This is a genomic window from Streptomyces sp. NPDC051180, assembly GCF_040689545.1.
GTDB lineage: Bacteria > Actinomycetota > Actinomycetes > Streptomycetales > Streptomycetaceae > Streptomyces.
This window is the reverse complement of the sequence record NZ_JBFBBC010000011.1, coordinates 229055-253702: the sequence shown is the minus strand read 5'-3', so window position 1 is coordinate 253702 and position 24648 is coordinate 229055. Positions and strand designations below refer to the sequence as shown.

Sequence of the window (24648 nt, the reverse complement as noted above, 5' to 3'; positions counted from 1 at the left end):
TTACTTGCCGGCGACGCGGACGATCAGCGCGTCGCCCTGGCCGCCGCCGCCGCACAGGGCGGCCGCGCCGATGCCGCCGCCGCGCCGCTTGAGCTCCAGCGCGAGGTGCAGCACCACACGGGCGCCGGACATGCCGATCGGGTGGCCGAGGGCGATGGCGCCGCCGTTGACGTTCACCTTCTCGGGGGTAACGCCGAGGTCCTTCATTGACTGCACGGCGACCGCGGCGAAAGCCTCGTTGATCTCGATGAGGTCCAGGTCGTCGACGGTCAGGCCGTCCTTCTTGAGGGCGTGCAGGATCGCGTTGGACGGCTGCGACTGGAGCGAGTTGTCCGGGCCGGCCACGTTGCCGTGGGCGCCGATCTCCGCGATCCACTCCAGGCCCAGCTCCTGCGCCTTGGCCTTGCTCATCACGACGACCGCGGCGGCGCCGTCGGAGATCTGCGAGGAGGTGCCGGCGGTGATGGTGCCGTCCTTGGCGAACGCCGGACGGAGCTTGCCGAGGGACTCGGCCGTGGTCTCGGCGCGGATGCCCTCGTCCTTGGCGAAGATCACCGGGTCGCCCTTGCGCTGCGGGATCTCGACCGGGGTGATCTCGGCCTCGAAGATGCCGTTCTTCTGGGCCGCGGCGGCGCGCTGGTGCGAGAGGGCCGCGATCTCGTCCTGCTCGGGGCGCCGGATGCCCAGGCGGGTGTTGTGCTTCTCCGTGGACTCGCCCATGGCGATGCCCTCGAAGGCGTCCGTGAGGCCGTCGTACGCCATGGCGTCGAGCATCTCGATCGCGCCGTACTTGAAGCCCTCGCGGGACTTCGGCAGCAGGTGCGGGGCGTTGGTCATCGACTCCTGGCCGCCGGCGACGACGACGTCGAACTCGCCCGCGCGGATCAGCTGGTCGGCGAGCGCGATGGCGTCGAGACCCGACAGACACACCTTGTTGATGGTGAGCGCGGGGACGTTCATCGGGATGCCGGCCTTGACTGCGGCCTGACGGGCGGGGATCTGGCCGGCGCCCGCCTGGAGCACCTGGCCCATGATCACGTACTGCACCTGGTCGCCGCCGATGCCGGCCCGGTCCAGGGCGGCCTTGATGGCGAAGCCGCCGAGGTCCGCGCCCGAGAAGGACTTGAGCGAGCCGAGAAGGCGACCCATGGGCGTGCGGGCGCCCGCGACGATCACTGAGGTGGTACCGGTCGTTCCAGACATGAGGCACGGCCCCTTGGGATGAGAAGTGAACGAGGGTTTACCGCCAATGTACTGAGCGGCGCCGCGCCGGGTCACCGGCCTGCCGGTGTGACGGCGCGCACGTTGCGTAACCACCTTCCCGGCGGTGCACTGGAGGAATGCTGACGCGAATCGACCACATCGGGATCGCCTGTTTCGACCTGGACAAGACCGTCGAGTTCTACCGTGCCACGTACGGTTTCGAGGTCTTCCACTCCGAGGTCAACGAGGAGCAGGGCGTCCGCGAGGCCATGCTCAAGATCAACGAAACCTCGGACGGCGGGGCCTCCTACCTCCAGCTCCTGGAGCCGACCCGGGAGGACTCCGCGGTGGGCAAGTGGCTCGCCAAGAACGGCGAGGGCGTGCACCACATCGCCTTCGGCACGGCCGACGTCGACGGCGACGCCGAGGCCATCCGCTCCCAGGGCGTCCGGGTCCTCTACGACGAGCCGCGGATCGGCTCGATGGGCTCCCGGATCACCTTCCTCCACCCCAAGGACTGTCACGGCGTGCTCACGGAACTGGTCACCTCGGCCAAGCCGTCCACTGACCACTCCTCAGCGGAGCACTGACCCCCGGATTCCTGGCCCGGTAGAGTGGGCGACTCCGGGCCGGGGCCGGTCGGGGCTGCTCCGCGTGGCACCGAAGTCGGGATGTCAGAATCATCCGATCTGCCACGATTCCCCGGGGGTCCGTCCTCGTCCGTGAGGGCGGTGCTCGTCGGAGTTGCGACCAGGGTTGGGGTCTCCCCTGCTCGAAGAGCTCGGGGAAGGATGGGACCGCGCAGTGCGGGGCTACGAACGCCAGGAGAGCCACCGAGCTGAAGACGACCATCTCGCCAGGTTCGAAGCCGAGATGGACCGGCTGAAGACCGAGCGCGAGAAGGCCGTCCAGCACGCCGAGGACCTCGGATACCAGGTCGAGGTCTTGCGTGCCAAGCTCCACGAGGCGCGCCGCACCATCGCGTCCCGGCCCGCCTACGACAGCGCGGACATCGGCTACCAGGCCGAGCAGCTGCTGCGGAACGCGCAGGCGCAGGCGGAGCAGCTCCGCCAGGACGCCGAGCGGGAGCTGCGCGAGGCACGCGCGCAGACCCAGCGCATCCTCCAGGAGCACGCCGAGCACCAGTCCCGGCTCCAGGCCGAGCTGCACAACGAGGCCGTCCAGCGGCGCCAGCAGCTGGACCAGGAGCTCAGCGAGCGCCGGCAGACCGTCGAGGCGCACGTCAACGAGAACGTCGCCTGGGCCGAGCAGCTGCGCGCCCGTACGGAGTCCCAGGCCCGCCGCCTGATGGAGGAGTCGCGCGCGGAGGCCGAGCAGTCGCTCGCCGCCGCCCGTGCCGAGGCCACCCGGCTCGCCGAGGAGACCAGCCGCCGGGTCGGCACCGAGGCCGAGGCAGCCCGCGCCGAGGCCGAGGCGATCCTGCTGCGCGCCCGCAAGGACGCCGAGCGGCTCCTCACCGCCGCCTCCAGCCAGGCGCAGGAGGCCACCAGCCACGCCGAGCAGCTCCGCTCGACGACCACCGCCGAGACCGACCAGGCCCGCCGCCAGGCCACCGAGCTCTCCCGCGCCGCCGAGCAGCGCATGCAGGAGGCCGAGGAGAAGCTCCGGCTGGCCCGCGCCGAGGCCGAGAAGGCCCTCACCGAGGCCAAGGAGGCGGCCGCCCGACAGCTCGCCTCCGCCGAGTCGGTCAACGAGCAGCGCACCCGCACCGCCAAGGCCGAGATCGCCCGCCTCGTCGGCGAGGCCACCAAGGACGCCGAGACGCTCAAGGCCGAGGCCGAGGAGAAGCTCCGGGAGGCGACCGCCCAGGCGGAGAAGCTCGTCACCGAGGCGTCCGACAAGGCCCGTACCGCCGCCGCCGAGGACTCGGCCGCCGCCCTCGCCAAGGCCGCGCGCAACGCCGAGGAGATGCTCACCAAGGCGTCCGAGGACGCCCGCGAGACCACCCGCAAGGCGTCCGAGGAGGCCGAGCGCATCCGCCGCGAGGCCGAGGCCGAGACGGACCGGCTGCGCGCCCAGGCCGAGGAGCGCGCGGACGAGCTGCTCGGCTCGGCCAAGGACGACACCAAGGAGTACCGCGCCAAGACCGTCGAGCTCCAGGAGGAGGCCCGCCGGCTGCGCGGCGAGGCCGAGCAGCTGCGCGCCGAGGCCATCGACGAGGGCGAGCGGATCCGCGGCGAGGCCCGGCGCGAGGCCCTCCAGCAGATCGAGGAGGCGGCCAGGACCGCCGAGGAGCTGCTCACCAAGGCCCGTACGGACGCCGAGGAGCTGCGCACCAAGGCCGGCGCCGAGGGCGAGCGGGTCAAGTCCGAGGCCATGGAGCGCGCCCAGACGCTCCGCGCCCAGGCCGAGGAGACCCTGGAGCGCACCCGCGCCGAGGCCGAACGGCTGCGCGCCGAGGCCGAGGAGCAGGCCGAGTCGGTGAAGGGCGCGGCCGAGGAGGCCGCCGCCGGGCTCCGCGCGGACGCCGAGCGGGCAGCGGAGGCCCGCCGGGCGGAGGCCGCCGAGGAGCTGACCCGGCTGCACACCGAGGCCGAGGCCAAGGTCGCGGCGGCGGGCGAGGAGCTGACCGACGCCCGCGCCGAGAGCGAGCTGATGCGGCGCGAGGCCGCCGACGAGACGGAGCGGCTGCGGACCGAGGCCGCCGAACGCATCCGTACGCTCCAGGAGCAGGCGGAGCAGGAGGCCGAGCGGCTGCGCGCCGAGGCCGCCTCGGACGCCTCCACCACGCGGACCGAGGCCGAGAACGCTTCGGTACGGCTCCGCAAGGAGGCCGCCGACGAGGCCGAGCGGCTGAAGTCGGAGGCGCAGGAGACGGCCGACCGGGTGCGCGCCGAGGCCGCGGCCGCCGCCGAGCGCGTCGCCGCCGAGGCCGCCGAGGCGCTGGCCGCCGCCCAGGAGGAGGCCAACCGGCGTCGCCGGGAGGCCGAGGAGACCCTCGCGTCGGCCCGTTCCGAGGCCGGCCGGGAGCGCGAGCACGCCCGCGAGCAGTCGGAGGAGCTGCTGGCCGCCGCCCGCAAGCGGGTCGAGGAGGCGCAGACCGAGGCGCAGCGCCTGGTCGAGGAGGCGGACACCCGCGCGACCGAGATGGTCGCGGCGGCCGAGCAGACCGCCCAGGAGGTCCGGGACTCGGTGTCCGGGCTGCGCGAGCAGGCCGACGAGGAGATCGCCGGGCTGCGCTCCGCCGCGGAGCACGCGGCCGAGCGCACCCGTACCGAGGCGCAGGAGGAGGCGGACCGGGTCCGCTCCGACGCCTACGAGGAGCGGGAGCGGGCGTCCGAGGACGCGGCCCGCATCCGGACGCGCTCCCAGGAGGAGACCGAGGCCGCGCAGGCGCTGGCCGAGCGGACCGTCACGGACGCGATCGCCGAGGCCGAGAAGCTGCGGGCGGACACCGCCGAGTACGCGCAGCGGGTACGGACCGAGGTGACGGATTCGCTCGCCTCGGCCGAGCAGGACGCGGCCCGCACCCGGGCCGACGCCCGGGACGACGCGAACCGGATCCGCTCGGAGGCCGCCGAGCGCGCCGAGACCGTGGTCGGCGACGCGCGTACGGAGGCGGAGCGGATCGGCGCCGAGGCGTCCCTGGTCCTCGACGAGGCACGTGCGGCCGCCGACAAGCGCCGCGCCGACGCCGCCGAGCAGGCCGACGCCCTCGTCACCCGGGCGACCTCCGAGGCCGAACGGCTCACCGCCGAGGCGGTCGAGCTCATGGAGACCACCGAAGAGGAAGCCCGGCGCCTGCGCACCGAGGCCGAACAGGTCAAGGCCGACGGCGAGGCGCACGCGGAGGCGCTGCGGGCCGCCGCGATCGCCGACGGCGAGCAGGTCCTCGACGAGGCACGTGCGGCCGCCGACAAGCGCCGCGCCGACGCCGCCGAGCAGGCCGACGCCCTCGTCACCCAGGCGACCTCCGAGGCCGAACGGCTCACCGCCGAGGCGGTCGAGCTCATGGAGACCACCGAAGAGGAAGCCCGGCGCCTGCGCACCGAGGCCGAACAGGTCAAGATCGACGGCGAGGCGCACGCCCAGGCCCTGCGGAACGCCGCACTGGCCGACGGCGAGCAGGTCCTCGACGAGGCACGTGCGGCCGCCGACAAGCGCCGCGCCGACGCCGCCGAGCAGGCCGACGCGCTGATCGCCGAGGCGTCGTCGGAGGCCGAGCGGCTCACCCGCGAGGCGGGCGAGCTGTCGGACGCGGTCACGGCGGACGCCCGGGCGGACGCCGAGCGGGTCGCGGCGGGTGCCGCCGAGCAGGCCGCGCTGACCGTCGCCGAGGGCGAGCGGGCCAAGGCGGAGGCCGAGGCCCTGGCGGCCGCGACGCTGGCCGCCGCGCAGCAGGACGACGAGCGGATCCGCGCCGAGTCGGCGCGGATCAAGGACGACGCCGAGGCGGCGGCCGAGCAGATGCGCTCGGAGGCCCGTCAGGAGGCGGACCGGACGCTCGACGAGGCGCGGGAGGCGGGCGCGAGGAAGCGTTCGGACGCGGCCGAGCAGGCCGACCAGCTGGTCGCCAAGGCCCAGGAGGAGGCGCTGCGCGCCACCACGGAGGCCGAGTCGCAGGCGGACACGATGGTCGGCGCGGCCCGCAAGGAGGCCGAGCGGATCGTCGCCGAGGCGACCGTCGAGGGCAACTCGCTGGTGGAGAAGGCCCGGACGGACGCGGACGAGCTGCTCGTCGGCGCGCGCAGCGACGCGACGGCCATAAGGGACCGGGCCGAGGAGCTGCGCGGCCGGGTCGAGGGCGAGATCGAGGAGCTGCACGAGCGGGCGCGGCGCGAGACGGCCGAGCAGATGCGGACGGCCGGCGAGCGCGTCGACAAGCTGGTGACGGCCGCGACCGAGCAGCGCGCCGAGGCGGAGGAGAAGGCCAAGGAGCTGGTCTCCGAGGCGAGTTCCGAGGCGAGCAAGGTCCGGATCGCCGCGGTGCGCAAGGCCGAGGCCCTCCTGAAGGAGGCCGAGCAGAAGAAGGCGTCGCTCGTCGCCGAGGCCGAGGGCATCAAGGCGGAGGCCGAGCGGCTCCGGGCGGAGGCGGCGGCCGAGGCCGAGGAGACCGTCGCCGAGGGTCAGCGCGAGCTGGAGGTGCTGGTGCGCCGCCGCAAGGACATCAATGCCGAGATCTCCCGTGTCCAGGACGTACTGGAGGCGTTGGAGTCTTTCGAGACACCGACGGCGGGAGCGAAGTCCGCGGGGGGAGCGGGCGTCAAGGCGGGCGCGTCGGCGGGAACCACTCGTTCGAGTGGCAAGACCCAGGACGGCTAGCCACTCAAAAGGCTGGACATTCTCCAGATCAAACGGGCATACGCTCGATGACACGCCGCTTAGGCCCCTAGGATTCCCTCTAACACCTCACCGGTCTCATTCGACAGGAAACCCATGAGCGACACATCCTCCCCCTTCGGCTTCGAGCTCGTGCGGCGCGGTTACGACCGCGGTCAGGTGGACGACCGCATTACCAAGCTCGTGTCCGACCGCGACAGTGCCCTGTCCAGAATCACGTCTCTCGAGAAGCGCATCGAGGAGCTCCACCTCGAGACGCAAAACGCGCAGGCCCAGGTCACCGACGCCGAGCCGTCGTACGCGGGTCTCGGCGCCCGGGTCGAGAAGATCCTCCGGCTCGCCGAGGAGGAGGCGAAGGACCTGCGCGAGGAGGCCCGTCGCGCCGCCGAGCAGCACCGCGAGCTCGCCGAGTCGGCCGCCCAGCAGGTGCGCAACGACGCGGAGTCGTTCGCGGCCGAGCGGAAGTCGAAGGCCGAGGACGAGGGCGTCCGGATCGTCGAGAAGGCGCAGGGCGAGGCCAACTCGCTCCGTGCCGAGGCGCAGAAGGACGCGCAGTCGAAGCGCGAGGAGGCCGACGCGCTCTTCGAGGAGACCCGCGCCAAGGCCGCCCAGGCCGCCGCGGACTTCGAGACCAACCTGGCCAAGCGCCGCGAGCAGTCGGAGCGGGACCTGGCCTCCCGTCAGGCGAAGGCCGAGAAGCGCCTCGCGGAGATCGAGCACCGCGCCGAGCAGCTCCGCCTGGAGGCTGAGAAGCTCCGCACGGACGCCGAGCGCCGCGCCCGCCAGACGGTGGAGACCGCGCAGCGCCAGGCCGAGGACATCGTGGCCGACGCGAACGCCAAGGCGGACCGGATCCGTTCGGAGTCGGAGCGCGAGCTCGCGGCGCTGACGAACCGCCGCGACTCGATCAACGCCCAGCTGACCAACGTCCGCGAGATGCTGGCGACGCTGACCGGTGCCGCGGTGGCGGCGGCGGGCTCCCCGATCGACGACGAGCGGGCGGCCGGCGTCCCGGCCCAGCAGTCCCGGTAACGAACGGGCGGCACATCGCGAAACCCCCTGTCATTCCGGTGGCGGGGGGTTTTGCGCGCCCGTAGGTTGGGACGCATGATCGAGCTTGAGGGCCTGACGAAACGGTACGGGACGAAGACAGCGGTCGACCACCTCTCCTTCCAGGTCCGGCCGGGCATGGTCACCGGCTTCCTCGGGCCGAACGGGGCGGGCAAGTCGACGACGATGCGGATGATGATCGACCTGGACAACCCGACGAGCGGGACGGTCAGGATCGACGGCAAGCACTACCGGGAGCTGGCGGAGCCGCTGAAGTACATCGGGGCGCTGCTCGACGCCAAGGCGATGCACGGGGGCCGCTCGGCGTACAACAACCTGCTCTGCCTGGCGCAGTCCAACCGGATCCCGCGCGCGCGGGTGGACGAGGTGCTCGGGCTGGTGGGTCTGACGCCGGTCGCGAAGAAGAAGTCGAAGGGTTTCTCCCTCGGCATGGGCCAGCGGCTGGGCATCGCCTCGGCGTTGCTCGGCGATCCCGAGATCCTGATGTTCGACGAACCCGTCAATGGTCTGGACCCCGAGGGAATTCACTGGATCCGCAATCTGATGAAGGCGCTGGCCGCCGAAGGCCGGACGATCTTCGTTTCCAGTCATCTGATGAGTGAAATGGCGCTGACGGCCGATCATCTCATCGTGATCGGGCAGGGAAAGCTCCTGGCGGACACGTCGATGGCCGATTTCATCCAGCAGAATTCCCGGAGTTTCGTGCGGCTGCGTTCCCCGCAGCAGGAGCGACTGCGGGACGTCATCCACGCCAACGGCCTCGTCGCGGTCGAGGCCGGCAACGGCACCCTCGAAGTGGACGGGGCGACCACCGAGAAGCTGGGCGAACTGGCCGCCGAGAACGGCCTCGTCCTGCACGAACTCAGCGCCCAGCGCGCCTCGCTGGAAGAGGCGTTCATGCAGATGACCGCCGGCGCGGTGGAGTACCACGCGCACGGGACCGACGTGCACGGCTCGTCGGGGACCGGCCCCCGATGGGGCGCGGCCGCCGGGGCGGACCCCGATCCGGCCCGTGACGCCACCCCTGACGCCACCTACGACTCGACCTCCGAGGGAGCCTGAACGATGGCAGCGGCATCCGCGGTCCTGCAGTCCGAGTGGACCAAGATCCGGACGGTCTCGTCGACCGTCTGGACGCTGGCGAGCGCCTTCCTCGTCACGGTGGCGATGGGCGCCGGACTGAGCGCCCTGGTGAACTCCACCTTCGGCGATCTGAACGAAGCCGAGCGGGTCACCTTCGACCCGACCCTGGTCAGCTTCTCCGGGATGGTCCTCGGCCAGCTGGCGATGGTGGTCTTCGGTGTCCTGGTGGTGGGGACCGAGTACTCGTCGGGCATGATCCGCACCTCGCTGGCGGCCGTGCCGCAGCGGGCGAGCTTCCTCTTCTCGAAGATCGCGGTGGCGGGCGGGCTCGCCCTCCTGGTGGGGCTCGCGACGAGCTTCCTCACCTTCTTCCTGGCGCAGGCCCTGCTCGGCGACCACAGCGCCTCGATCGGCGACGACAACGTGCTCCGGGCGGTGTTCGGCGCGGGGCTCTACATGGGCCTGATCGCCGTGTTCTCGATGGGTGTGGCGACGATGCTGCGCTCGTCGATGCTGTCGCTCGGCATCCTGGTGCCCTTCCTCCTGCTGGTCTCCAACATCCTCTCGGCGGTGCCGAAGGCCAAGGAGGTGGCCCAGTACTTCCCGGACCAGGCCGGCTCGAAGATCATGCGGGTCATCCCCGACGCGATGAACTCGGAGAAGGCCCCGTACGGCCCGTGGGGCGGGCTCGGGATCATGGTGCTCTGGGTGGCGGCCTCGCTGCTCGGCGGCTACCTGGTGCTGAAGAAGCGGGACGCGTAGCCCCCCGCACCCCGTAGGGGACGACCAGGGAATCCCCCCGAGGTTTCCCGGTCGTTCCTTTCCCCGTCGCCGGAACCGTCAATGGCTGGATAAGCTCCTAGCTCATACGGGGGGCTCCGGCCGACGGCCGCCACGCCCCGACATGGATGCGACCGACCTGTCGATGGGGCTGGAGAATGATCGAGGCAGTCGGCCTGACGAAGCGCTACGGCGCCAAGACGGCCGTGTACAACCTTTCCTTCCAGGTGAGGCCCGGTGTCGTCACCGGGTTCCTGGGGCCCAACGGGTCGGGCAAGTCGACGACGATGCGCATGATCCTCGGGCTCGACCAGCCCACCTCCGGGCATGTGACGATCGGCGGGCACCCGTTCCGGCAGCTGCCGAACGCGCCCCGCCAGGTCGGCGCCCTGCTCGACGCCAAGGCCGTGCACGGCGGCCGGAGCGCGCGGAGCCACCTGCTCTCGCTCGCCCAGCTCGCCGGCATCCCGGCGCAGCGGGTCGACGAGGTCCTCGGGGTCGTCGGCCTCCAGGACGTGGCCAAGCGCCGCTCCAAGGGGTTCTCGCTCGGCATGGGCCAGCGTCTCGGCATCGCGGCGGCGCTGCTCGGCGACCCGCAGGTGCTGCTCTTCGACGAGCCGGTGAACGGCCTGGACCCCGAGGGCATCCTCTGGGTCCGCAACCTGATGAAGAAGCTGGCCGCCGAGGGCCGGACCGTCTTCGTCTCCAGCCACCTCATGAGCGAGATGGCGCTGACGGCGGACCACCTCATCGTGATCGGCCGGGGGCAGCTGCTCGCCGACATGAGCGTCACCGACTTCATCTCGGCGAACTCCGCCGACTTCGCCCGGCTGCGGACGCCGCAGACCGAGCCGGCGCAGCGCGAGAAGCTGACGTCGGTCCTGACGGAGGCCGGCGGCCAGGTGATGTCGGAGCCGGACGGGGCGCTGCGGGTGACGGGGCTGCCCCTGCCGCGGATCAGCGACCTGGCGCACGACGCGGACGTACGGCTCTGGGAGCTGTCCCCGCACCAGGCGTCCCTGGAGGAGGCGTACATGCGGCTGACGCAGGGCGCCGTGGACTACCGCTCGACCGACGACCGGCTCGCCCACCTCCAGCCGGCCCCGCACCCGGGTCAGCAGGGGTACGGCATGCCGCCGCAGCCGGTGGTCCAGGACGTGCCGCAGCAGGGCTGGTACGCCCCGCCGCCGCCCGGGCAGAACCCGTACGCCGGGGCGCCGCAGGCCCCCGTGCCGGGTCCCTTCGCCCCGCCGCCGGCCGTCCCGCCGGCCGTGGCCGCCCCCCAGCCGATGACCCCGCCGCCGAGCGACACCACCAAGGACGCCCGATGACCGCCCCCGCCCACCACACCGCTCCGGCGCCGTACGCGTACGTCTCCCCCATCCCGGTCCGCCGGGCCCACCTCGGTGACGCGCTCGCCTCCGAGTGGACGAAGATCCGCTCGGTGCGGTCGACGATGTGGACGCTGGGCGTGATGATCCTGCTCATGCTGGCCATCGGTCTGGGGGTGGCGGCGATCGCCGCGTCCTCCGAGGCGCCGATGGGCGACGAGTCCGCGCTCGGCTTCGGCTTCTTCGGCATGCTGCCCGCGTCGATCTGCGTGATCACGCTCGGCGTGCTGACGATCGCGTCCGAGTACGGCACCGGCATGATCCGCACGACCCTGACGGCCTGCCCGAGCCGCGGCCGGGTGCTGCTGGCGAAGGCGATCGTCTTCTTCCTGCTGGTCTTCACCGTGACCACGGTCTTCGCGACGCTGGTGGCGGTCTCGCAGGTCGCCATCGTCGACACGGCTTCGGCGCCGGAGGCGTCCGAGTGGCTGCGGGCGACCGTCGGCGCCGGTGCCTACCTGGCGCTGCTCGGTCTGCTGTCGCTCGCGGTGGGGACGCTGATCCGGCACTCGGCGGGCGCGATCACGGTGATGATCGGTCTGCTGCTGCTGCCGCTGGTGGCGGCGCTCTTCATGTTCTCGCAGGCGCTCAGGTCGGTGCAGGAGTGGCTCTTCACGTACGCCATCCCCTCGCAGATGATCGCGCTCTACAGCAGCCGGCCGCCCTTCGGGAACGAGGGCCCGGCGGGCTGGGAGCCGCTGCTGATCCTGGGCGGCGTCACGGTGGTGGCGCTGGGCGGCGCGTTCGCGCTGCTGAACAGCCGGGACGTGTAGCCGGCGGGTGCTCCCGCTCGTACTTCGGCTAATACTTCGGCGCGTTCCTGGACCGCTGCACCCTGCTGGTGCGGCGGTCCTTCGCGTTCCAGCACGCCTTGTGCCAGTGACGGCGGTCGTCGACCCCGCCGTACTCCGGCCACGCGACCACGTGCGGGGCGCCGGCCGGGATCTCCTGGTCGCAGCCGGGGCAGCGGTAGCGCTTGCCCGGCGAGCTCGCTCCGGCGACGAGGCGGACGTACCACTCCTCGCCCTGCCACGTCTCGGTGCGATGGGCGCCACCGTACCGGTCGCCGTGGTCGCCCTGCGACTCGGGCTTCTCGCCGCCTCGGGAACGGTTGTGACGCGGGGACACGGGCACCTCACGGGGGTCTGGGAACACGGACCGTTCCCTCCAGCGTACGGGCCGCGACACGGTGCCCCCGGCCCCGTCCGGGGCGGCTTAGCGGAAAATCGCAAGAACTTCATGAACGGCCGTTGCCTTTGGCACGTGTCAGACGTTGGTGCCTGTGCGAGGGGAGATACGCGTCGGCCGCAAGGAGGCAGAAGCGATGCGCGTGGGTACGTTCGTCCTGGCCGCCCAGTTCCCGGGCCAGGGACAGGGAGAGGCGCTGCACCGTGCGGTGCGGACCGCCGAGGTCGCCGAGGAGGCGGGGCTCGACTCCGTCTGGCTGGCCGAGCACCATTTCGTGCCGTACGGGGTGTGCCCCTCGGCCGTGACACTGGCCGCGCTGCTCCTCGGCCGCACCCGCCGGCTGCGGGTGGGCACGGCGGTGAGCGTGCTGCCGAGCGTCCATCCGGTCGCCCTCGGCGAGCAGGCGGCGCTGCTGCACCTGACCTCGGGCGGCCGGTTCACCCTGGGGGTGGGCCGGGGCGGTCCCTGGGTCGACCTGGAGGTGTTCGGGGCGGGCCTCGACGCGTACGAGCGGGGCTTCCCGGACGCGCTCGACCTGCTGCTGCGCTGGCTCTCCGAGCCCAGTGTGGGCGCCCGGAGCGAGCGCTTCTCCTTCCGCGAGGTGCCGGTGGTGCCGCGCCCGGACGAGCTGATCGACGGCCCGGCCGCGCCCGAGGTCGTGGTGGCCTGCACCTCGCCGAAGAGCGTGCGGCTCGCCGCCGAGCGCGGCCTCCCGATGCTGCTGGGGATGCACAGCGGCGACGACGACAAGGCCGAGATGGTCGCGGCGTGGGCCCGTTGCGCGCGGGAGGCCGGGCGCGACCCGGACGAGATCGCGCGGATCGGGGCGGGCCACGTCTCGGCGGGGGTCGCCCAGCTCGCGGACCGCGGGCCGGACGCGGCGGAGGCGCTCGTGAAGGCGATGCCGGGGTGGCTGAAACAGGGGCTCGACGCCCATGTGACGGTGGACGGCCGGCACCGAGCGATGCGGGACCCGGTGGCGTACACGGAGCTGCTCTGCTCGCTGCACCCGGTGGGCACGCCGCGGCTCGCGGCGGACCGGCTCGCGGCGACCTCGGAGCGGACGGGCATCACGCGCTTCGCCCTGCTCGCCGAGGGCTCGGGCGACCTCGCGGCGACCGAGGAGAACGTGCGCAGGCTCGGCGCGGAGGTCCTGCCGCTCCTGGTGTGAGCGTGCCGCCGCTCCCGCGCCCCCTCGCGGCGATGAGCGTCGGCGCGCATCGGTCGCGATCGTTGTCGACGTGGAGCGGCAGCACCGTGACTCAGCAGTCGCGGAGCTCCGGCGACTGGTTGAGAAGCTGCCCCCGGACGGAAGTGAAGCGGGCGAGCCGCTCGTCCACCGCCGGGTCCAGCGGGAAGACCGCCACCCGGTGGCAGTTCTGGAAGGCGAGGCGCACCCCGAAGTGCCTCTGGAGCGCGCCCCGGATGGCGTCGCTTGCGAGCGCGCGCAGCAGCTGGCCACGCGCCTGCTCGGTGGGCGGCGGCGTCTGGTTGTCGGCGAACTCTCCGCCGTCGACCTTCAGCTGGGCCACCAGGGAACTGATCATCTCCCATGCGTAGGGCAGGGAGGTCCGGACGCAGTCGACGAAGTCGGCTTCGTCGACCTCGCCTCGCTCGGCCTGTTCCAACAGTGCCGGTGAGACGTCGAGCGACATGGGTTCTCCTCTCGCGACCCCGCGGACGGGGTCTTGCGGCCAGGGACGGAGGCCGGCCCTCCGACACGGAGCGTGCACGGACGACGACCTCCAGCTTCCACGGTAAGCGCGCAGTCCTGGCCGCACCAGAAGATGGAGCACACAACCGGCTGATAACCGACGGGTGTTCGGCTCATGACCATGCCCGGGCCGGTCCCGCGTGCCGGTCGGCGCGGGACGGGGCGATGCCCGAATCGCGCGGAAGAGCGCCCGTCTTGTAGCGTTGCCGACCATGCGTCTCGTCATTGCCCGTTGCTCCGTGGACTACGCGGGCCGGCTCACGGCCCACCTGCCCTCCGCACCCCGTCTGATCCTGGTCAAGGCAGACGGCAGCGTCTCGATCCACGCGGACGACCGGGCGTACAAACCGCTCAACTGGATGTCCCCGCCGTGCACCCTGAAGGAGGGTGCCGACGGCGACACCGGCGTCTGGACCGTCGTCAACAAAGCGGGCGAGAAACTGATCATCACGATGGAGGAGATCCTCCACGATTCCTCACACGAACTGGGTGTCGACCCTGGCCTGATCAAGGACGGCGTGGAGGCCCACCTCCAGGAGCTCCTCGCCGACCGCATCGAGACCCTCGGCGAGGGGTACACCCTGATCCGCCGCGAGTACCCGACGGCGATCGGCCCGGTGGACATCCTGTGCCGGGACTCCGACGGCGCCACGGTCGCGGTCGAGATCAAGCGGCGCGGCGAGATCGACGGCGTCGAGCAGCTGACCCGCTACCTGGAGCTACTCAACCGCGACCCGCACCTCGCGCCGGTCAAGGGCGTCTTCGCGGCGCAGGAGATCAAGCCGCAGGCGAAGGTGCTGGCGACGGACCGCGGCATCGGCTGCGTCGTCCTCGACTACGACGCGCTGCGCGGCATCGAGGACGACAAGCTGCGGCTGTTCTAGAGGACGGCGGAGGTACGGGGACGGCCCCGGGCGCGAGGGACGCGCCCGGGGCCGTTCGTCGTCTCCGTCACCCCGGCGGGGCTCCGGTACGGGGTCAGGCGGGGGTGTCGGAGGCCGCGGGGGTCTCGGACGCGGAGGTCGCGCCGAGGGTCGTGGTCTCCCCCGTGGCCGGCGGCGGAGTGGTCGTCGTCGGCGGCGGCGTGGTGGGGGGCTCGGTCGTGGTGGGCGGGTCGGTCGGCGCGCTCGTCGTGGGCCGCGGGGACGTGGTCGTCGGGCGCGGCGGGCGGACGGTGGTGCTCGGCCTGGTGGGCGGCGCGGTCGTCACCCCGGGAGGGGTGGTGGGGGCCGAGCTGCCCGAGGACGACGGGGACGCGCTGCCGGACGTGCCCGGGCTCGTCGAGCCGGACGGGGAGGCGGTGCCGGAGCCGGAGGGGGTCGGGGAGCCGGAGGTGGTGGGTTCGCCCGTCTCCCCCTCGTCGTCGGCCGGCGGCTCCTCGCCGTCGATCTCGTCGTCCCCGCCGTCCTCGCTCGCGGTGCTGTCGGAGGTGACGCGGTCGGTGGCCGGGGTCTCGCCGTTGCCCGAGGTGGCTCCGAGGGTGACGACGGTGCCGAGGACCGCGACGAGCAGGGCGCCGGCTCCGACCGCGACGAGGTTGCGGCGGGCGCCGCCGAGGATGCCGCCCTTGAGACCGGTGCGACGGTCGTCTTGTGCCCCGTCGGGGCGGGTGATGAGGGTCGGGCCCTCGTCGGCGAAGTCGGGGAACGCGGGGATCGGGGCCGGTGCCGTCGTCTTCGCGGGCCCGCCGGGCAGCGGGGCGGTGACGGCGGCGGCGGCGCCCGCCGTGCCGGTGAGGGCGGGGCGGGTGGCCGGGCCGCGCAGGGCCGGGGTCCCGCGCGGCGGGGAGACGGGCTCCTCGGCGCGGAGCGCGGCGGGGGCGCCGTGGTCCCCGGAGAGGTCGGCGACGAGGGCGAGGGCCCGGCGTCCGGCGACGGTGCCGCGCTTGTCGGCGAGCACGCCGCGCAGGCCGATGGAGGCTTCGAGCTCGGCGCGGGCCCGCTCCAGGTTGCCGGCGCAGACCGCGAGGACGCCGAGTTCGTGGTGGAAGTACGCCTCTTCGGCGACGTCCCCGGCCAGCCGGGCGGACTCCTGCCCGGCGCGCAGGGCACGCTCCCAGGCGCCCCAGTGCAGCCCGGCGGCGAAGGCGGGGGCGGCGGCGCGGGCGAGGAGGACGGCGGTGGCCCGGTGGTCGGCCTCGTCCGGGGCGCCGGAGCCGTCGGCCTTGGCGTTGCCGCCGGTGCTCGCCGTGCCTCCGGTGCCGGAGAGGAGGGCGGTCAGGGCGGCGAGCACGGCGTCGGACTCCGCGGCGGCCCGGTCGGGGGTGACGGAGGGGTGGGCGGCCCACCAGGCGTAGTGCTGGGCGACGGTGTGGGCGCGGTCGGCGGCCCCGTGCTCGTATCCGTGGGCGAGCAGCTGGGTGAGGACGCCGGTGGCGAGCCGGTAGCGGGGGCCGACCGGGGAGAGCAGGCCGCAGGCGACGAGCTCGCCGAGGGCGGCGTCGGCGTGGGTGTCGCCGACGAGGGCCGGCAGGTGGGCCTGGTGCGGCAGTTCGCCGCCGAGGGCGACGGCGAAGCGCAGGGTGTCCTGGGCGGAGCGGCTGAGGCGGGAGGCGAGGAGGGCGGCGGGGGCGGCCCCTTCGCCGAGGCTGGGCAGCGGTATGTCGCGGAGTTCGACGTCGGGGTCGTCGATGCCGTCGAAGGCCGCGGCGGCGACGGCCGCGGCCGCGTCGGGGTCGGTGGGTCCGAATGCCTCTTCGAGGGCACCGAAGGCGTCGAACTCGGCGGGGGTGACGCGCAGCCGGTCGCGCTGCCGCAGCAGGGCGCCGGCCTGGACGAAGCGCAGGGGCAGCCCCTCGGACTCGAACCACAGGTCGCCGGCCCAGTTGGCCTCGTCGTCGGTGAGGGTGCGGCCGGCGGCGCTCTCCAGGAGCTTGAGGGCGGCGCCGCGGCCGAGGCCGGCGAGGTGGAGCTCCTCGATGTGGGCGTCGGCGGACGGGGCGGGGGTGTCGGGTCCCGCGGCGAGGAGGAAGGCGCACTCGGGGGCGGCGGCGAGCAGCTCGTCGAGGGCGGCGCCGCCGAACTCCAGGTCGTCGACGACGACCACGGCGCCGATGTCGCCGAGCAGCTCCAGGAGCGTCTCGCGGTCGGGCCGCTGCTCGGGGGCGTACCGGACGGCGGTGAAGAGCTCGTGGAGGAGTTCGGCGGGGGTCCGGTGGTGGCCGGAGAGTCGGACCACGCCGTCGGGCGCGAGGTCGGCGCAGTCGGCGGCGACGGCGTCGAGGAGGGCGGTGCGGCCCGAACCGGCGGGGCCGGTCAGCCGGGCGGTGCGCCCGCGGCTGAGGATCCCGGTGAGCTGGTCGCGCTGGTCCTGGCGTTCGAGGAGGGGCAGCTCGGGGGCGGCGGGGCCGGCCGGCACGGGCGGGGCGGCGGCGCGGGCGGTCTCGGCGCGCTCCTCGGCGGTGCGGGGGCGGGGGGCCGCGGGTTCCCGCCCCGGGGGGCAGGGTTCGATCTCGCTGCCGTCGACGGGGTTGACGGTGAGGAGCAGGTCGCCGGAGACGATCTCGACGACGCGGGCACGCACGGGCGCCGGCGCGGGGGCGGGCACGCCGCGCCCCTGGCGGGTCTCGTCACCCTCGGTGTCGTGCCCGTACTCCTCCGACCCACGGTTGTTCGGGTCCATGGTGCAAGCCCCCAAGAAGCGGTGTCCGGTGCCCGCCGGATGGGTCCGTCAATGTGCAGGCGACCGAACCCTAGACCGTGGTCAGGCGCTCGGGAACAGCCGGGGTGCTTCGGAGACCAAGACGTCACGGTCTTGTGAGGATTGAGCGTGACGCCTGGTTCACACAGCTGCTTCACAGTCCGCGCGGGCCCCCGGGGGGGCTCAGACCCGGGGCAGCGACTCCAGGGCGAGACCGCCCTCGATGGCGAGGATCCGGTGCAGCCGGGTCGCGACGAGGAGCCGCTGCATCTGGGGCGGCACCCCGCGCAGGACCAGACGCCGGCCGCAGCGTCCGGCCCGCCGGTGGGCGCCCATGATGACGCCGAGCCCGGTCGCGTCCCAGGAGTCGAGGCCGGTCAGGTCGAGCACCAGGTCGCCGACGCCGTCGTCGACGGCCGAGTGCAGGACCGTACGGGCGTCCGCCGCGCTGCGGACGTCGAGGCGGCCCCCGACGACCAGCTCGACATGGTCGCCCCTGATGTGCATATGCGCTCCCCGAGAGTGCTCCGTCTTCGCAACAACTGACTGCCGCGTCGGCAGAAGCGTTGCGCCTTGTCAGCGAACCGGTACCGGAATTCACCCCCCGGGGTGACGCGGGGTGGCAGTGCCGGCTCAGTACTTGTAGAAGCCCTGCCCGCTCTTGCGGCCGATGTCACCCGCGTCCACCATCCGGCGCATCAGCTCCGGGGGCGCGAACTTCTCGTCCTGGGACTCCGTGTAGATGTTGTTGGCCGCGTTCACCAGGATGTCGATGCCGGTGAGGTCGGCGGTGGTGAGCGGGCCCATGGCGTGGCCGAAGCCGAGCTTGCAGGCGATGTCGATGTCCTCGGCGCTGGCGACGCCCGACTCGTGGAGCTTGGCCGCCTCGACGACGAGGGCGGCGATGAGCCGGGTGGTGACGAAGCCGGCGACGTCGCGGTTGACGACGATGCAGGTCTTGCCGACGGACTCGGCGAACTCCCGTGCGGTGGCGAGGGTCGCGTCGCTCGTCTTGTAGCCGCGGACGAGCTCGCAGAGCTGCATCATCGGCACGGGCGAGAAGAAGTGGGTGCCGACGACGGCCTCGGGGCGCTCGGTCACCGCGGCGATCTTGGTGATCGGGATCGCGGAGGTGTTGGAGGCGAGGACGGCGCCGTCCTTGGCGACCTTGTCGAGCGAGCGGAAGATCTCGTGCTTGACGTCGAGGTTCTCGAAGACCGCTTCGACGACGATGTCGGCGTCGGCGACGGCCTCCAGCTCGGTGGTGGCGGTGATCCGGCCGAGGGCGGCCTCGGCGTCGGCGGCGTCCAGCTTGCCCTTGGCGACGAACCGGTCGTACGACGCCTTGATGCCGTCGGTGCCGCGGGTCAGGGCGGCGTCGGTGACGTCACGCAGGACGACGTCCCAGCCCGCCTGTGCCGAGACCTGCGCGATGCCGGAACCCATGAGTCCGGCCCCGATGACGGCGAGCTTCCTGGCCACGATCTTCCACCCCTTAACACCTGTTCACTTCTGGCTCTCCGGCGGAGATTAGCGGTCGCGGGGCGCCATGTGACCGTGAAGTAACGCGCGTCACGCCCGCTTTGACGGACGTCACACTCACGACACCCCTTCCGCACCCCCATTCGGTGAGGCGATACCGCCGGGGGGTATGGATCTCCGGCACTCCCCCGCGGGCGGACGGGCCCGGCCCCTCACCCGGCCGGCCGGTGCCGCTCCTGGCGCACCGCGTAGCCGAGGACCCGGTCGCCGAGCAGGTCCTCGATCTCGTCGAGGAGGACGAGGGCCTCGCGGGAGACGGTGGTCGCCTTGCGTCCCGCGGTCATCTCGCGGGTGATGTAGCCGACGACGGTGCTCTCGATCCAGGCGAGCTGGCCGCCGACGAGGAGGGGCAGGGGGTCGTCGTCGGGGGCGCCGGTCTCCTCGCGCAGGGTGGTGACGACGGCGTCCTGGACGCTCTGCTGGACGTGGAAGAGCCGGGCCTTGAGGGTGGGCGCGTGTTCGATGACGTTCATGAAGGCGTCGAAGCCGTCCATGAGTCCGTAGGCGGGTGACACCGCCCCGATGTCCTGGCGCAGTTCGCGCAGGACGGCCCGGGCGGCCGACTCGCCCCGGTCGCGGCCGCGGATCATCCGGGCGAGTCGCTGGGTGACCCCGTCCATCCGGTCGAGGAAGAGGTCCTCCTTGGCGGGGAAGTAGTTGTAGACGGTGTTCACGGAGACGTCCGCCGCCTCGGCGACGTCGGCGACGGTGACGGCCACGAAGCCGCGCTCCAGGAAGAGCCCCGTCGCGATGTCCGAGATCCGCTGCTTCGTCTCGCGCTTCTTGCGTTCCCTGAGTCCCTCGGCCATGACCCCATCCTAGGCAATCCTAGGCTCGCTGAAATTTGAGAGCCACTGAATTTTTGGTGGCATTGCAAAATTTAAGCGACTCTGTTTTCGTGGTCGTCATGCCACTCATCAGCACGGCCGGGCTCGCCCGGACCTTCACCGGCGGGAACGGCCCCGTCGACGCCGTCCGCGGCATCGACCTCACCGTCGGTCCCGGCGAGATCGTGGGCCTCCTCGGCCCCAACGGCGCCGGCAAGACCACCACCCTGCGGATGCTCACCACGCTCCTCGCCCCCACCGGGGGCGTCGCCACCGTCGCCGGCCACGACCTCGTCGCGGAGCCGGCCGCCGTGCGCCGCCGCATCGGATACGTCGCCCAGTCCGGCGGCCTCGACCCCCAGGAGACCGTCCGCTCCGAACTCGTCACCCAGGGCCGGCTCTACGGCATGACCCGGGCGCGCGCGGCGGCGCGCGCCGAGGAACTCGCCGCCGACCTCGGTCTGACCGAACTCCTCGACCGCCGGACCCCGGCCCTCTCCGGCGGCCAGCGCCGCCGGGTCGACCTCGCGATGGGCCTCACCCACCGGCCGGAGCTCCTCTTCCTCGACGAGCCGACGACCGGCCTCGACCCCGCCGGCCGCGCCGACCTCTGGGCCCTGGTCCGGCGGCTGCGCGACACGGACGGCACGACCGTCGTGCTCACCACCCACTACCTCGACGAGGCCGACGCCCTGGCCGACCGGCTCGTGATCGTCGATCGCGGCACGGTCGTCGCCGAGGGCAGCCCCTCCGCGCTCAAGGCCGCGCACGGCGTGGCCACCCTCCAGGAGGCGTTCCTCGCCGTCACCGGGCGCGGCCCGGCCCCCGTCGATTCCGCCCCCGTAGCCGTCTAGGACCCCGCATGCTCCTCCACGACACCGCGCTCGTCTTCGGCCGGTACGCCCGCCAGACCCTGCGCTCCCCCTTCCAGATCTTCTTCGGCGTCCTGATGCCGCTGCTCTACCTGCTGCTCTTCGGGCCGCTGCTGACCGGGCTGCCGCTGGGCCGCGAGGGCGACTCCTGGCAGATCCTCGTCCCCGGCCTGCTGCTCCAACTCGGTCTCTTCGGAGCCTCGTTCGCCGGCTTCTCGCTCATCATGGAGAAGGGCTGGGGAGTGTTCGACCGGCTGCGGGTCACCCCGGTGAGCCGGCTCGGCCTGCTCCTCGGGCGGATCCTGCGCGACGCGGCGCTCTTCGTCTTCCAGGCAGTGCTGCTGGTCCTGGCGGCGATCCCGATGGGCCTGCGGGCACCGGTGGCCGGCGTCCTCGTCGGCTTCGGCTTCGTCGCCCTGCTCTCCGCGGCGCTCGCGGCCCTCTCGTACACCCTGGCCCTGAGGCTCCCCAGCCCGCAGGAGTTCGGCCCGGCGGTCAACACGCTCGCCATGCCCGCGATGCTGCTGTCGGGCCTGATGCTGCCGATGACCCTCGCGCCCGGCTGGCTGGACGTGCTCTCGCGCCTCGTGCCGTTCCGCTATCTGGTGGACGCGGTGCGAGAGGCGTACATCGGCCACTACACGACCCCGGCCATGCTGTACGGCGTCCTCGTCGCCCTCGGGACGACGGCGCTGGCCGTGACGGTCGGCACACGGACGTTCCGGAGCGCCGGTGCGTAACTAGGCTGGTCCCATGGTCAATCTGACGCGCATCTACACCCGTACCGGCGACCAGGGCACGACGGCCCTCGGCGACATGAGCAGGACCGCCAAGACGGACCTGCGGATCTCGGCGTACGCCGACGCCAACGAGGCCAACGCCGCCATCGGCACCGCCATCGCCCTCGGGCGGCTCGACGAGGAGGTCGTGAAGGTCCTCGTCCGCGTCCAGAACGACCTGTTCGACGTCGGCGCCGACCTGTGCACCCCGGTGGTGGAGGACCCGAAGTACCCGCCGCTGCGGGTCGAGCAGGGGTACGTCGACAAGCTGGAGGCGGACTGCGACCGCTTCCTGGAGGAGCTGGAGAAGCTGCGCTCCTTCATCCTGCCCGGCGGCACGCCCGGCGCGGCCCTGCTGCACCAGGCGTGCACGGTGGTCCGGCGGGCCGAGCGCTCCACCTGGGCGGCCCTGGAGGTGCACGGCGAGACGATGAACGCCCTGACCGCCACCTACCTCAACCGCCTATCGGACCTGCTCTTCATCCTTGCCCGCACCGCGAACAAGGAGGTCGGGGACGTGCTCTGGGTCCCGGGCGGGGACCGCTGACCCGCCGGTCGGCGGCTTCTTCGGCCAGATCGCGTAGCTGAGCGCGATCAGGCCGTGGATGCCGACCGCCCGCCAGGCGAAGAAGATCCAGCTCCGCAGCGACCCGGTGTCCCCGTCGTCGCCGACGTACCAGAGCGCGAGGAGCAGCAGACCGGAGGCGACGGCCGCGGCGAGGACCGAGCCGAGCCAGATCTCGCCCTCGTGCCGGGCGCGCGCCCGGCCGTAGCGCGGCGGGCCGACCGGCGCCGGCGCGCCGCCGAAGCGGTGGGCGGCGTGCCCGTCGAGCCATCGCACGGTCCGGTGGCCGTGGCCGACGGTGTAGCCGATGTAGACGGCGGCGAGGCCGTGCTTCCAGCTGGGGTCGGCCCCGTTCTTGAGGTCGATCGCGGTGACGACGAGGAGCAGGACCTCCAGGAGCGGCTCGCACAGGAGGAGCGCCATGCCCGTCCGGGGCATCTTCAGGAGGTAGCGGGCGGCGAGGCCGGCGGCCAGCAGGACCCAGAAGGCGGCCTCGCAGACGACGATCAGCGTGACGATCACGGCGTTCCCCTTTCGGCTCCCCCTCAGCGTCTCCCGGCTCCGGGCCCGGATCGTCGTCGCCGATGACGAACTCCGCCTACATCGTTCGACGGAGGGCGCCGCCCGCGCGGATCGGCCGCGACGCGGAGGTCCGCGCCCGCGGGGGCGTGTTGGATGGATACGTGACGCTCCCCCGCCCCCACCGCATCGACCTGCTCATCGCCGCCTCGGGATTCTTCGGCGGCCTGCTCCTGTGGTGGTTCGGTCTGTACGTGACCGGGGACCACGTCGTCGATCAGCGGTGGGCGACGCTGGTCCCGCTGACGGTGATGTCGGGGGCCGAGGTGCTGCGCCGGACCGCCCCCCGGACCGCGCTGCTGGCCGGCACCCTGGCGATCGTGGCCGACCAGTTCACCAACGGCAGCCTCGCCACGGTGCTGATGTTCACGGACGTGGTCTACGCGGCGGTCGTGTACGGGCAGCCCGCCTCGGCCCGCCGCATCCCGTACACGACCGGCCTGATCACGGTCGGGTGCACCGTCGTCCTGCTGATCTGGTGGCAGAACGCCTTCGCGCTCCTCGTCGGGGTGCTCACCGGCATGATCTCCTTCCTGCCGGCCGTGACGGGCGCCGTCGTCCGCAACCACCGCAACGCCGCGGACGCGGCCCGGCTGCGCGCGGAGCAGACCGCGCTGCTCGCCGAGATGGACCGGGCCCAGGCGGTGGTGGCCGAGCGGGCCCGGATGGCGCGCGAGCTGCACGACATGGTGGCGAACCACCTCTCGGCGATCGCGATCCACTCCACGGCCGCGCTCTCCCTCGACGAGCCGGCCACCACCCGGCAGGCGCTCACCGTGATCCGGGAGAACAGCGTGGCGGGCCTCACCGAGATGCGGCGGCTCATCGGACTGCTCCGGGACAGCGACGGTGAGCGGGAGCCGGGGGCCGTGCCCAGTCTCGACGCCGTGGACACCCTCCTCGCGCGCGCCCGGACGAACGGCGCGGCGGGCGGCCTGGACTTCGTCCTGGAGGACACCCGCCCGGCGGGCGGGGCCCTGCCGGCGCCGGTGGAGCTGGCCGCGTACCGGATCGTCCAGGAGTCGCTGACCAACGCGGTCAAGCACGCCTCCCCCGGTACGGTCAGGGTGCGGATCGGCCTGGCCGGCGGGGTGCTGACGGTCGCGGTCGACTCGCCGTACGGGGAGCGCACGGGGCCGGCCGCGCCCGGCACGGGCTCGGGACTGGTGGGCATGCGGGAGCGCACGGAGCTGCTCGGCGGGGATTTCCGCGCGGCGGCCTCGGGCGCGGTGTGGCAGGTGCGGGCGGTACTGCCCGCGGACGAGGAGGCGGGGAACGCATGACGGTGCGGGTGGTGGTCGCCGAGGACCAGAGCGCGGTACGGGCCGGGCTGGTGCTCATCCTGGGCAGCGCCCCGGACATCGAGGTGGTGGGCGAGGCGGCCGACGGGGAGCGGGCCGTCGAGCTGGCGCGCGAACTCCGCCCGGACCTGGTCCTGATGGATGTGCAGATGCCGCGGATGGACGGCGTGACGGCGACCGGGATCGTCGTCGCGGAGGGGCTGGCCGACGTCCTGGTGCTGACCACCTTCGACCTCGACGCGTACGTGTTCGGGGCGCTGCGGGCGGGGGCGGCCGGCTTCCTGCTGAAGAACGCGGACGCGCGCGAGCTGATCGAGGCGGTCCGGACGGTGGCGCGCGGCGAGGGCTCGATCGCCCCGGCGGTGACGCGGCGACTCATCGCGGAGTTCGCCGCGACCGGGCGGCCGGCGCGCGCGTCCTCGGGAACGGATCCCGCCGTGCTGGAGGCGCTGACGCCCCGGGAGCGCGAGGTGCTGTCGGCGCTGGGCGGCGGGCTGTCGAACGCGGAGATCGCCGTACGGCTGGACATGGCGGAGGCGACGGTGAAGACGCACGTCAGCAAGGTGCTGGGGAAGCTGAGCCTGAAGAGTCGGGTCCAAGCGGCGGTGCTGGCACAGGAGTTGGGGGTCTAGTCCGAGATTGCCGACGTTGGTCTGGACCTCTTGACGATTGGTCCAGACCTTCCTACGCTCGCGGGGCGCGCGCATCTTCACGGACCACCCCCACCTTGTCCGTCCGCTACTTGAGGAGCACCGTTGAGCACTCAAGCACCGACGCGCAGAACAGGGTTCAGACGCCGGGCCGCCGCCGGTC

The 24648-nt window shown here is 72.9% G+C and carries 22 protein-coding genes; 14 read left to right on the top strand and 8 right to left on the bottom strand.

The window, feature by feature from the left end:
• Nucleotides 1-1203 (bottom strand): acetyl-CoA C-acetyltransferase, encoded by a 1203-nt coding sequence (locus AB0424_RS21455; RefSeq protein ID WP_366307707.1) that lies wholly within the window; start codon nucleotides 1201-1203, stop codon nucleotides 1-3.
• Between the two features lie 137 nt (nucleotides 1204-1340).
• Between AB0424_RS21455 and mce the strand changes: the two genes are divergently transcribed.
• The 7 genes from mce (at nucleotide 1341) to AB0424_RS21420 (ending at nucleotide 11602) form a co-directional block, all read left to right on the top strand.
• The gene (mce, locus tag AB0424_RS21450) at nucleotides 1341-1793 is read left to right on the top strand and encodes a methylmalonyl-CoA epimerase (RefSeq protein WP_366307705.1); all 453 of its coding nucleotides are present in this window, start codon (nucleotides 1341-1343) and stop codon (nucleotides 1791-1793) included.
• A 214-nt stretch (nucleotides 1794-2007) separates the two neighbouring features.
• Complete coding sequence (gene scy / locus AB0424_RS21445; RefSeq protein WP_366307703.1) at nucleotides 2008-6486, top strand: polarized growth protein Scy; 4479 nt, start codon at nucleotides 2008-2010, stop codon at nucleotides 6484-6486.
• Between the two features lie 114 nt (nucleotides 6487-6600).
• Nucleotides 6601-7536, top strand: coding sequence for a cellulose-binding protein (locus AB0424_RS21440; protein ID WP_366307701.1), 936 nt, complete (start codon nucleotides 6601-6603; stop codon nucleotides 7534-7536).
• A 75-nt stretch (nucleotides 7537-7611) separates the two neighbouring features.
• Nucleotides 7612-8637, top strand: a complete 1026-nt coding sequence (locus tag AB0424_RS21435) for an ABC transporter ATP-binding protein (protein ID WP_366307700.1) — start codon at nucleotides 7612-7614, stop codon at nucleotides 8635-8637.
• Nucleotides 8638-8640: 3 nt separating this feature from the next.
• On the top strand, nucleotides 8641-9420 hold the full coding sequence (locus AB0424_RS21430; protein WP_366307698.1) for an ABC transporter permease: 780 nt from the start codon (nucleotides 8641-8643) through the stop codon (nucleotides 9418-9420).
• A 176-nt stretch (nucleotides 9421-9596) separates the two neighbouring features.
• Entirely contained in the window at nucleotides 9597-10769 is a 1173-nt protein-coding gene (locus AB0424_RS21425) for an ATP-binding cassette domain-containing protein (protein ID WP_366307696.1), read from the top strand.
• Nucleotides 10766-11602 (top strand): ABC transporter permease, encoded by an 837-nt coding sequence (locus AB0424_RS21420; RefSeq protein WP_366307694.1) that lies wholly within the window; start codon nucleotides 10766-10768, stop codon nucleotides 11600-11602. Before AB0424_RS21425 ends, AB0424_RS21420 begins: the two co-directional genes overlap by 4 nt.
• Nucleotides 11603-11630: 28 nt before the next feature.
• Here AB0424_RS21420 and AB0424_RS21415 read toward each other — a convergent pair whose 3' ends face one another.
• On the bottom strand, nucleotides 11631-11957 hold the full coding sequence (locus tag AB0424_RS21415; RefSeq protein ID WP_366307692.1) for an ATP/GTP-binding protein: 327 nt from the start codon (nucleotides 11955-11957) through the stop codon (nucleotides 11631-11633).
• Between the two features lie 196 nt (nucleotides 11958-12153).
• On the opposite strand from AB0424_RS21415, the gene AB0424_RS21410 reads away from it, so the two are divergent.
• Nucleotides 12154-13188 carry an LLM class flavin-dependent oxidoreductase gene (locus AB0424_RS21410; RefSeq protein ID WP_366307690.1) on the top strand — a complete coding sequence of 345 codons (1035 nt, stop codon included), beginning with the start codon at nucleotides 12154-12156 and terminating at the stop codon, nucleotides 13186-13188.
• A 91-nt stretch (nucleotides 13189-13279) separates the two neighbouring features.
• Here the strand turns inward: AB0424_RS21410 and AB0424_RS21405 are convergent, their stop codons facing one another.
• Nucleotides 13280-13672 carry an SCO5389 family protein gene (locus AB0424_RS21405; protein WP_366307689.1) on the bottom strand — a complete coding sequence of 131 codons (393 nt, stop codon included), beginning with the start codon at nucleotides 13670-13672 and terminating at the stop codon, nucleotides 13280-13282.
• 271 nt (nucleotides 13673-13943) lie between these two features.
• Here AB0424_RS21405 and nucS point away from each other — a divergent pair, with 271 nt between their 5' ends.
• The gene (gene nucS, locus AB0424_RS21400) at nucleotides 13944-14615 is read left to right on the top strand and encodes an endonuclease NucS (RefSeq protein ID WP_366307687.1); all 672 of its coding nucleotides are present in this window, start codon (nucleotides 13944-13946) and stop codon (nucleotides 14613-14615) included.
• A gap of 94 nt (nucleotides 14616-14709) precedes the next feature.
• Here nucS and AB0424_RS21395 read toward each other — a convergent pair whose 3' ends face one another.
• The 4 genes from AB0424_RS21395 to AB0424_RS21380 all read right to left on the bottom strand — a co-directional run bounded on the left by AB0424_RS21395 (nucleotide 14710) and on the right by AB0424_RS21380 (nucleotide 19721).
• The gene (locus AB0424_RS21395; protein WP_366307685.1) at nucleotides 14710-17352 is read right to left on the bottom strand and encodes an ATP-binding protein; all 2643 of its coding nucleotides are present in this window, start codon (nucleotides 17350-17352) and stop codon (nucleotides 14710-14712) included.
• Nucleotides 17353-17553: 201 nt separating this feature from the next.
• On the bottom strand, nucleotides 17554-17877 hold the full coding sequence (locus tag AB0424_RS21390; protein ID WP_030210572.1) for an STAS domain-containing protein: 324 nt from the start codon (nucleotides 17875-17877) through the stop codon (nucleotides 17554-17556).
• A gap of 126 nt (nucleotides 17878-18003) precedes the next feature.
• The gene (locus AB0424_RS21385) at nucleotides 18004-18852 is read right to left on the bottom strand and encodes a 3-hydroxyacyl-CoA dehydrogenase family protein (RefSeq protein WP_366307683.1); all 849 of its coding nucleotides are present in this window, start codon (nucleotides 18850-18852) and stop codon (nucleotides 18004-18006) included.
• 212 nt (nucleotides 18853-19064) lie between these two features.
• A complete protein-coding gene (locus AB0424_RS21380) occupies nucleotides 19065-19721 on the bottom strand; it encodes a TetR/AcrR family transcriptional regulator (RefSeq protein ID WP_366307681.1) in 657 nt (218 codons plus the stop codon).
• A 98-nt stretch (nucleotides 19722-19819) separates the two neighbouring features.
• On the opposite strand from AB0424_RS21380, the gene AB0424_RS21375 reads away from it, so the two are divergent.
• From AB0424_RS21375 to AB0424_RS21365, 3 genes are read left to right on the top strand one after another with little or no spacing between them, the layout of a single operon-like run.
• Nucleotides 19820-20593, top strand: coding sequence for an ATP-binding cassette domain-containing protein (locus AB0424_RS21375; protein ID WP_366307680.1), 774 nt, complete (start codon nucleotides 19820-19822; stop codon nucleotides 20591-20593).
• A gap of 8 nt (nucleotides 20594-20601) precedes the next feature.
• Nucleotides 20602-21351 (top strand): ABC transporter permease, encoded by a 750-nt coding sequence (locus AB0424_RS21370; protein WP_366307679.1) that lies wholly within the window; start codon nucleotides 20602-20604, stop codon nucleotides 21349-21351.
• Between the two features lie 13 nt (nucleotides 21352-21364).
• Complete coding sequence (locus tag AB0424_RS21365; RefSeq protein WP_366307677.1) at nucleotides 21365-21937, top strand: cob(I)yrinic acid a,c-diamide adenosyltransferase; 573 nt, start codon at nucleotides 21365-21367, stop codon at nucleotides 21935-21937.
• Here the strand turns inward: AB0424_RS21365 and AB0424_RS21360 are convergent.
• On the bottom strand, nucleotides 21854-22477 hold the full coding sequence (locus AB0424_RS21360) for a hypothetical protein (protein ID WP_366307675.1): 624 nt from the start codon (nucleotides 22475-22477) through the stop codon (nucleotides 21854-21856). The genes AB0424_RS21365 and AB0424_RS21360 overlap by 84 nt on opposite strands.
• A gap of 161 nt (nucleotides 22478-22638) precedes the next feature.
• On the opposite strand from AB0424_RS21360, the gene AB0424_RS21355 reads away from it, so the two are divergent.
• Together AB0424_RS21355 and AB0424_RS21350 are read left to right on the top strand one after the other, a co-directional pair.
• Nucleotides 22639-23817, top strand: coding sequence for a histidine kinase (locus tag AB0424_RS21355; protein WP_366307673.1), 1179 nt, complete (start codon nucleotides 22639-22641; stop codon nucleotides 23815-23817).
• The gene (locus AB0424_RS21350) at nucleotides 23814-24467 is read left to right on the top strand and encodes a response regulator transcription factor (protein ID WP_366307671.1); all 654 of its coding nucleotides are present in this window, start codon (nucleotides 23814-23816) and stop codon (nucleotides 24465-24467) included. The genes AB0424_RS21355 and AB0424_RS21350 overlap by 4 nt, the downstream gene beginning before the upstream one ends.
• The last annotated feature ends 181 nt before the right edge of the window (nucleotides 24468-24648 follow it).